General features: G+C 74.3%; 10 protein-coding genes. 6 read left to right on the forward strand and 4 right to left on the reverse strand.

The genetic code is table 11. The annotated features are described in order from the left end of the window. The first annotated feature begins 127 nt into the window (after positions 1 to 127). Positions 128 to 1,378 (forward strand): DUF5685 family protein, encoded by a 1,251-nt coding sequence (locus ACIQOV_RS16190; RefSeq protein ID WP_401049032.1) that lies wholly within the window; start codon positions 128 to 130, stop codon positions 1,376 to 1,378. A 4-nt stretch (positions 1,379 to 1,382) separates the two neighbouring features. Here ACIQOV_RS16190 and ACIQOV_RS16195 read toward each other — a convergent pair whose 3' ends face one another. The 3 genes from ACIQOV_RS16195 to ACIQOV_RS16205 form a co-directional block, all read right to left on the reverse strand. Then, positions 1,383 to 1,580, reverse strand: a complete 198-nt coding sequence (locus tag ACIQOV_RS16195; protein WP_401049034.1) for a hypothetical protein — start codon at positions 1,578 to 1,580, stop codon at positions 1,383 to 1,385. Continuing rightward, positions 1,573 to 1,716 (reverse strand): hypothetical protein, encoded by a 144-nt coding sequence (locus ACIQOV_RS16200; protein ID WP_401049036.1) that lies wholly within the window; start codon positions 1,714 to 1,716, stop codon positions 1,573 to 1,575. Before ACIQOV_RS16200 ends, ACIQOV_RS16195 begins: the two co-directional genes overlap by 8 nt. Positions 1,717 to 1,972: 256 nt before the next feature. Beyond that, positions 1,973 to 2,536: a TetR/AcrR family transcriptional regulator gene (locus ACIQOV_RS16205; RefSeq protein WP_401049037.1), complete on the reverse strand. Its 564-nt coding sequence runs from the start codon at positions 2,534 to 2,536 to the stop codon at positions 1,973 to 1,975. 100 nt (positions 2,537 to 2,636) lie between these two features. Here ACIQOV_RS16205 and ACIQOV_RS16210 point away from each other — a divergent pair, with 100 nt between their 5' ends. The 3 genes from ACIQOV_RS16210 to ACIQOV_RS16220 all read left to right on the forward strand — a co-directional run bounded on the left by ACIQOV_RS16210 (position 2,637) and on the right by ACIQOV_RS16220 (position 5,686). Next, a complete protein-coding gene (locus tag ACIQOV_RS16210) occupies positions 2,637 to 3,119 on the forward strand; it encodes a DUF1348 family protein (RefSeq protein WP_401049039.1) in 483 nt (160 codons plus the stop codon). 137 nt (positions 3,120 to 3,256) lie between these two features. Next, positions 3,257 to 4,339, forward strand: coding sequence for a hypothetical protein (locus ACIQOV_RS16215; protein WP_401049040.1), 1,083 nt, complete (start codon positions 3,257 to 3,259; stop codon positions 4,337 to 4,339). A 525-nt stretch (positions 4,340 to 4,864) separates the two neighbouring features. After that, on the forward strand, positions 4,865 to 5,686 hold the full coding sequence (locus ACIQOV_RS16220) for a pirin family protein (RefSeq protein WP_401049042.1): 822 nt from the start codon (positions 4,865 to 4,867) through the stop codon (positions 5,684 to 5,686). Positions 5,687 to 5,690: 4 nt separating this feature from the next. On the opposite strand, the gene ACIQOV_RS16225 is transcribed toward ACIQOV_RS16220, so the two are convergent. After that, entirely contained in the window at positions 5,691 to 6,527 is an 837-nt protein-coding gene (locus tag ACIQOV_RS16225; protein WP_401049044.1) for a serine hydrolase domain-containing protein, read from the reverse strand. Between the two features lie 133 nt (positions 6,528 to 6,660). Here ACIQOV_RS16225 and ACIQOV_RS16230 point away from each other — a divergent pair, with 133 nt between their 5' ends. Both ACIQOV_RS16230 and ACIQOV_RS16235 read left to right on the forward strand, forming a co-directional pair. Next, positions 6,661 to 7,164, forward strand: coding sequence for a MerR family transcriptional regulator (locus ACIQOV_RS16230; RefSeq protein WP_401049045.1), 504 nt, complete (start codon positions 6,661 to 6,663; stop codon positions 7,162 to 7,164). Next, on the forward strand, positions 7,161 to 8,174 hold the full coding sequence (locus ACIQOV_RS16235) for an aldo/keto reductase (RefSeq protein ID WP_401049047.1): 1,014 nt from the start codon (positions 7,161 to 7,163) through the stop codon (positions 8,172 to 8,174). The genes ACIQOV_RS16230 and ACIQOV_RS16235 overlap by 4 nt, the downstream gene beginning before the upstream one ends. Positions 8,175 to 8,214 lie beyond the last annotated feature (40 nt).

Below are 8,214 nucleotides of genomic sequence, written 5' to 3' on the forward strand. Positions count from 1 at the left end.
GAGGTGCGTCCGTCACCTCCGCCCGGTCTCCGGGGCTTGACGGGGCCTCGGCCCGAACGGGGCGCCGATCATATGATGTGCGGCGGATCGTGGCCGGTCGGCGGCCCGTGAAGCAAGGGGGACCAGCGTGTTCGGCATCATCAGACCGTGCAGGCACCGATTGTCGGAGCGCCTGCAGACGTCCTGGATGGCCCACCTGTGCGGGCTCTGCCTCGCGCTGCGGGACGACCACGGGCAGCTGGCGCGAACGGCGACCAACTACGACGGTCTGATCATCTCCGTGCTGGTCGAGGCCCAGGCCGCCCGGGAGGACTCCTCCTGGCGCCGCACCGCCGGGCCCTGCCCGCTGCGCGGCATGCGGACCGCCTCCGTCGCCAAGGGCGAGGGCGCCCGGCTCGCCGCCGCCGTCTCGCTGGCACTCGCCTCGGTCAAGATCCGCGACCACGTCGAGGACCGCGACGGCGTCTTCGCCCGCCGCCCGGTCGCGGCCGGAGCCCGTGCCGTCACCCGGCGCTGGGACCGGCAGAGCGCGGGCAGCGCCTCCACGGTCGGCTTCGACACCGCGGTGCTGCTCGACGCGGCCTCCCGGCAGGGCGAGTTGGAGCGCTCACTGCGGCCCGGCGGGTCCGTCCTGCTGGTCACCGAGCCCACCGAGACCGCCACCTCGGCCGCCTTCGCGCACACCGCCGTGATCGCCGGGCGCCCCGGCAACGCCGCCCCGCTCGCCGAGGCCGGACGGCTGTTCGGCCGGCTCGCCCACCTCCTCGACGCCGCCGAGGACCAGGCCGCCGACGCGGCCTCGGGCGCCTGGAACCCGCTGACCGCCACCGGCACCGACCACGCCGAGGCCGAACGGCTCTGCCGCGACGCCGTCCACGGCATCCGGCTCGCGCTGCGCGAGGTCGAACTCGCCGACCGCACCCTCGTGCACGTACTGCTCGCGCACGAGACCGAGCGGGCGGTGGAGCGGGTCTTCGGACCGGCCCGGCACGGGGCGGCCTGCCGCCGCCCGGACGCGGCGGGCGCCGCCACCGGCGACCACCCGCACCAGGCGCCGCCGCAGCAGACGCCGCCCGGGCAGGCGCCGATCCCGCCGTGGGTGCCGCAGGGCCCGGGCTTCACCCCGCCCGGCCAGAAGCCGCCGAACCCCCGCAACCTGCTCGCCGGGTGCGCGATGTGGGCACTGATGGCCTGCACCTGCCAGCTGCTCTGCTGCGACCACGAGGACCCGTTCAGCCGCGAGCGCCGCGAGGGCTTCTGCGTGCGGAACGACTGCGAGTGCGGTGACTGCAGCGGCTGCGGCGACTGCTGCCAGTGCTGCGACGGGGGTTGCTGCGACGGGTGCGACTGCTGCTCGTGCGACTGCGGCTGCAGCTGACCGGTCAGTCCCTCCGGTCGGCGCCGCCCTCCCGCTCCCGACCGCCCACCACCGGCCCGGGGTGCCCCCGCAGCACCCCGGGCCGGTCCGCGTTCCGCTCCTGCCCGGCCTCCCCGCGCCGCCAGAGCGGCAGGACGGCCACCGGCAGCACCGCCACCGGACCCGGCCCGGCGCACTCGGGCGGCTCGGCGCACTCAGACATCGCGCCCCGCCGCCTTCCGGTCCACCACCAGCGAGTCCTCCAGCCGCGCCAGCAACCGCCGGAACCGCTCGGTGTCCTGCTCCGTCATCCGCCCCTCGGGCGACGCCCCCGGCCGCTCGGCCGCTCTCTCGTCCATGCGCCCGAGGCTAGGCGGTGGCGATCAATGGGCGATAAACGCGCGTTCGGGCGAAAAGCACTCGCCCGGTGCGGTTCGGCCGGGAACGGTCGCCCCTCATGGCGTCCCCTCCGCACCGCCGGCACCGCCGACACCCTCGGCACCACCCGCTGCCGCCCGGCACCGCCCGAGGCCGACGGGCAACGACGGCCTGTACGCCGGCGGTCGCCACGGGCGACGGGGTGCGCTCGCCCCCGCCCCCGGCTCCCTCCCCCGACTACCGCCCCGGCGTCGCGGCCAGCAGCAGCCGGGCGGCCTCCCTCGCGTCGGCGGCGGCCGTCGGATCGCCGTGGACGGCGGCGCTGGTGATCGCCCCCTCGGCCAGCAGGGTCAGGTGGACGGCCGTGGCGGGCGGGGCTCCGGCGGCCCGGGCCAGGCCCGCGAGGTAGCTCCCGAACTCCGCCTTGTGGTGCCGGGCGGCGGCCACCACCGCGGGGCTGACGGCGCCCAGTTCGCCGAGCGAGTTGACGAAGGCGCAGCCCCGGAAACCGGGTTCGGCGAACCACCGGCCGAGCCAGTCGTAGACCGCGAGCAGCTGCTCCCGCGGGTCGCCGCCGGTGCGCGAGACGTACTCGGCGAGGCTCGCCCGCCAACGGCCGTCGCGGCGCAGCAGGTAGGCCTCGACGAGCTCGCCCTTGGACGGGAAGTGCTGGTAGACGCGGCGCATGGTCATGCCGGAGGCGGCCCGGACGGCGTCCATGCCGACCGCCTGGATGCCCTGCCCGTAGAACAGCTCCTCGGCCGCGTCGAGGATCCGGGTCCGCGGGTCTTCCTGCTCCATCTGCCGTGCCCTTTGCGTGAGAACGATGATTCTCCTATCGTAGCCACCAGAGTGAGAACGATCGTTCTCACCAGCGGAACGCCCATTCCGAGGAGCATCCATGCCCGAGACCGGCACCGAGCAGCGCCCGCCCCTGCCCCCGTTCACCGAGGAGACCGCCCGCCGTAAGGTCCGGGCCGCCGAGGACGCCTGGAACACCCGCGACCCCCGGCGGGTCGCCCTCGCCTACACCCCGGACAGCCGCTGGCGCAACCGCTCCGAGTTCCTCGCCGGCCGCGAGCGGATCGCCGACTTCCTCACCCGCAAGTGGCAGCGCGAGCTCGACTACCGCCTGATCAAGGAACTCTGGGCGTACGACGGCGACCGCATCGCGGTCCGCTTCGCCTACGAGTGGCACGACGGCGACGGCCGCTGGTACCGCTCCTACGGCAACGAGAACTGGGAGTTCGACCGCGACGGCCTGATGGCCCGCCGGCACGCCTCCATCAACGACCTGCCGATCACCGCCGAGGAGCGCCTGTTCCACTGGCCGCTCGGCCGCCGGCCGGACGACCACCCGGGCCTCACCGAACTCGGCCTCTGAACCGCCCCCGCCACGGGGCCACGGCGCTCCCCCCGCTGTTCCACGGCTGTGACACGGCACGCATCCGCCGCTGACCTCGCACTGCGAGGCTCCTGGTCGAAGGCGAACAGCACACAAGGGGGACCAGGAAGATGTCCGTGCGCAACAGTTCCGTGCGAAACCGGTTCGGCACCACCGCGGCGATCGCCCTGATGGTCGGCGTCGGCGCCGTCCTGGTCTCCGCCTGCGGCCCCGAGAACGGCGACTCCGCCCCCACCGCCGCTCCGACCGGCGGCGCCGCACCGACCGGCTCCACCCCCGGGGCGGCGTCGCCGGGAACGGCCGGGAACGGCCCCTCCGCCCCCTCCGGCAGCGCCGCGCCCGGCGGCGGCAAGGAGGTCAACGGCACCTCGGCCGCCAACCACCTGACCATCTCCACCGGCACGGCGACCGTCGCACTGAACGGCACCACCGTCGACTTCGGCACCGTCGTCCGCGACCTGGCCTGGTCCCCCGACGGAACGAAGGCCGCCTTCGTCAACGGCGACGGCGACCTGATGACCGCCAACCCGGACGGCACCGGCAAGGTCGTCCTCGCCAAGAACCCCGGCGGCGAGACCTGGTCCCACCCCACCTGGCAGCACGCCACCGCCGACCCGAGCGTCACCGCCGGCGGCGAGGCGCTGGATCGGTTCGCCGCGATCGTCCTCACCTCCGACAAGGGCGGCACGCTGCGGCTGGAGAAGGTCCCCAGCAAGTCCCCCGGCGCCACCCCCGAGGTGCTCACCCCGCACATCTCCGAGGGCGGCGGCGATCCGGTGCCGCAGCCGCCGCAGACCGGCAACACCTGGGCCAACGCGGGCGGCCACCGGGGCGAGATCGTCTACGCCAACACCCCGACCAACGAGGTGTACCTGTACGACGACTACATCCGCCCGGCGACCCGGGACCTGGGCAAGGGCTCGCAGCCGGCCCTCGCCCCGGACGGCGAGCACCTCGTCTTCGTCCGCTCGGTGAACGGGCACGACCACCTGTTCACCCGCTCCACCCAGATCGACCAGAAGGCCGAGAAGGACCTCACCCCGTCGGCCACCACCGACTACACCCAGCCCGCCTGGTCCCCCGACGGCAGGACCATCGCGGTCCGCACCCCGGACGGCATCAGCACCCTGCCCGCCGACGGCTCGGCCGCGCCGACCCAGGTCTCCACCGTCAAGGGCCTGCCCTCCTACCGGCCCTGACGGCCGTCCGGCCCGGTCGTCGGCCACCGGTACAGGACCGAGACGCCGTTACCGGAACCTGATCGTTTCGACGGCCGACCGAGACCCGATCCACACGGGAGCCTGACGTCCCGCGCCTACGGTGCCGTGCATGCCGAAGACACCCGGAACACCGACCACCGGCCGCGTACTGCCCCGCAGGCTCGCCGCCGTGGGCGCCCTCCTGCTGAGCGCGACCACGGCGGCGGTGCTGCTGCCGAACGCCGCCCTCGCCGCGGATCGGGAGACCGTCACGACGCACGCCGGCGCCACCACCGCACCGGAGCGCGACCTGGTCGACGCCTACTGGACCCCCGCCCGGATGAAGCTGGCGGGGGCCATGGTCCCCGAGATCACGCCCGTACCCGAGGACGACAACACACCCGACGACCCGCGGCCGCTGCCCGCGGACACCCCGGACCCCGGGGCCGTGTGGACCCACGGCGGAGCGGTGACCCGCAGCGTCGGCCGGCTCTTCTTCACCTTCTCCGACGGCTACGACGGCAGTTGCACCGCGACGGTCGTCGCCGGCGCGAACCGCAGCACCGTCGTCACGTCGGCCCACTGCCTGCGCGCCGTGCCGACCTGCGCCGCACCGCCGAGCGCTACCGCTCCGTCCCGGCCGAGGGCGTCGAGACCAGGCACGCGTTCTCCTTCTCCGGCCACTACGACCCGAAGAACACCCACTTCGGGGCGCTGCTCGCGTGCAACGAGGAACTCCTCGCCCCCGGCGCCGGATTCGAGGAGCACAAGCACCGCGACACCGAGATCCTCACCTGGGTGCTGGAGGGCGCGCTCGCCCACCGCGATTCTTACGGCCACAGCGGGGTGGTCCGACCCGGGATGGTCCAGCACCTCAGCGCCGGTTCCGGGGTCAGCCACACCGAGCGCAACGTCGGCGGCGCCACCGGGCCGGTCCGCTTCGTCCAGATGTGGCTCCAGCCGGACGAGTTCGACGCGCCCCCCGCCTACGGCCTGCGCAAGGTGGAACCGGCGGACGGCGGGTTGACGCTGCTCGCCTCCGGGCTGGAGCGCGACGCCGGGACGGACGCCCTGCGGCTGCGCCGCGGCGACGCCGCGCTCTGGCTGGCCACCGCCGGGCCGTGGCAGCCGCTGCCGCTACTGCCCGGGGCGCCCTGGCGGTACGCCCACCTGACCGCCGGCTCGCTGGGCTACCGGACCGTCCCGGGGCCCAAGGGCGGCGGCCGCTCGATGGTTCCGGGCGACAGCGTGCGGATCACCGGCGAGGCCTTCGCCGACCCGGCGGCGGGGGAGACCGGCGCCGAACTCCTGCTCTGGGAGATGCACTCGCCGGTCTCCTACGGTTAGCGGCTCAGCGCTTCGGGAGTTCTTCGAGCACCGCGTCGGAGAAGGCCGGCCAGGCCTCGACCGCCCACGGCCCGAAGTCCCGGTCGGTGAGCGCGACGCAGGCGGCGCCGGCCCGCGGGTCGACCCACAGGAAGGTGCCGGACTGGCCGAAGTGCCCGAAGGTTCCGGGGGAGTTGGCGGCGCCGGTCCAGTGCGGGCTCTTGCCGTCGCGGATCTCGAAGCCGAGGCCCCAGTCGTTCGGGCGCTGGTGGCCGTAGCCGGGCAGCACGCCGCCGGCGCCGGGGAAGGCGACCTCGCGGGTGGCCTGCCGGAGCGTGGACGGGTCCAGCAGCTTGGGTGCCTGCAGCTCGGCGGCGAACCGGGCGAGGTCGGCGACGGTGGACAGGCCGCCGGCGCCGGCCGGGGACTTGTGCGCGGTGTTGATCAGGGTGTCCGTCATGCCCAGCGGCTCGAACACCGCCTCGGCGGCGTAGCGGGAGAACTCGATCCCGGCGGCCTCGGACAGCGTCCGGGCCAGCACGTCGAAGCCCGCGTTGGAGTAGAGCCGGCGGTTGCCGGGCTCGGCGAACACCCGGTGCTCGTCGAAGCCCAGTCCGGAGGTGTGCGCGAGCAGGTGGCGGACGGTCGAGCCGGCCGGACCGGCCGGCTCGTCCAGCTCGAACACGCCCTCCTCGACGGCGACCAGCGCCGCGTACGAGGTGAGCAGCTTGGTCACCGAGGCGAGCGGGAACAGGTGCTGCTGCGGCCCGTGCGCGCCCAGGACCGCGCCGTCCGCCCCCCGGACCACCGCCGCCGCGGCATGGGGCACCGGCCAGTTCTCGATCATCCGCAAGCTCTCCATGGGATCCGACTGTAGTCGCCGGGAAATTCCGCGGAGAAGGTGGTGGTGGAGCCACCCGGGTGTCGGGCTTGCTTGGAGTGCACTCCAACTCGGTAGCGTCGTTCACGTCGTACAGGACAGGGGGAAACGAGCGATGGCCGCACCCGCACGCATCGAGATCGACCTGCGCAGCTGCTCCGAGGTGTTCAGCCGCCCCGTCGGGGATCCGGACCCGAGGCCGAGGCACACCATCAGCGAGGTCGCCGCGGCGAGCGGGCTGACCACCCACACCCTGCGCTGGTACGAGCGGATCGGTCTGCTGGACCCGGTCGACCGGGCGGCGGGCGGCCAGCGCCGCTACTCCGACGCCGATCTGCACCGGCTGGCCTTCCTGGGCCGGCTGCGGCTGACCGGCATGTCGGTGGCGGACATGCTCAAGTACGTGGACATGGCCCGCCAGGGCGAGCAGACCTACGGGGAGCGGCGGCTGCTCCTGGAGGCCCAGCGCGAGGAGGTCCGACAGCGGATCGTGGACCTCCGGGCCACCCTCGCCGTCCTCGACTACAAGATCGATCTCTATGCCGGGAAGGTCGCCGGTGGCGCCGGAATCCCGGCCAAGTGCCAGAACATCCAAGGAGAGGAAGAGCAGAGCGCATGACTCAGACCGTCCTTCCCGCCGTCGAACTCGGCACCGGCGGCCCGCTGGTGGGCGTCCAGGGCCTCGGCTGCATGGGCATGAGCGAGTTCTACGGCCCCACCGACACCGGCGAGGCGCTGGCCACCCTGGACGCCGCGCTGGCGACCGGTGTCACCCTCTTCGACACCGCCGACATGTACGGCTCCGGCCGCAACGAGGAGCTGATCGGCCCCTTCGTCCGGGCCAACCGGGACCAGGTGGTGCTCGCCACCAAGTTCTCCATCGTGCGCTCCGAGGAGGACGGCGCGGTCCGCGGCATCAGCAACGACCCGGCGTACATCCGGACCGCGGTGGACGCCTCGCTGCGCCGCCTCGGCACGGACGTGATCGACCTGTACTACATGCACCGCCGCGACCCGGCCGTGCCGCTGGCCGACTCGGTCGGTGCCATGGCCGAGCTGGTGCGGGCCGGCAAGGTGCGCCACCTCGGCCTGTCCGAGGTGACCGGGGCGGAGCTGCGCGAGGCGCACGCGATCCACCCGATCGCCGCGCTCCAGTCCGAGTGGTCGGTGTTCGCCCGCGACGTCGAGCGCACGGCGGTCCCGGCCGCGGCGGAGCTGGGCGTCGCCTTCGTGCCGTACTCGCCGCTCGGGCGGGGCTTCCTGACCGGCGCCTTCCAGGACGCCAAGGAGCTCTCGGTGGACGACTACCGCCGTTCCCACCCGCGCTACACCGGCGACAACGCGGCCGCCAACGGCGAACTGCTGGACCCGCTGCGGAAGATCGCGGCGGCCCGCGGCGTGACGCTCGCCCAGGTCGCACTGGCCTGGGTGCACCAGCGGGCCGAGGTGCACGGGCTGGCCGTCGTGCCGATCCCGGGCACCCGCAGGCGCGGCCGGCTCGCCGAGAACACCGCGGCGGCGACGCTGCGGCTGACCGCCGAGGAGCTGGCGCTGCTGGAGCCGGTGGCCGGCCGGGTGGCGGGGAACCGCTACGCGGACATGAGCTCCACCTCGGCGGCGCGCGAGTAGCGGGACCGGCGGCCCGGGGGGAGCCGGTGCGGGCTCCCCC

This window comes from Kitasatospora sp. NPDC091257, assembly GCF_044757675.1.
In the GTDB taxonomy this organism is placed as follows: domain Bacteria; phylum Actinomycetota; class Actinomycetes; order Streptomycetales; family Streptomycetaceae; genus Kitasatospora; species Kitasatospora lactacystinica.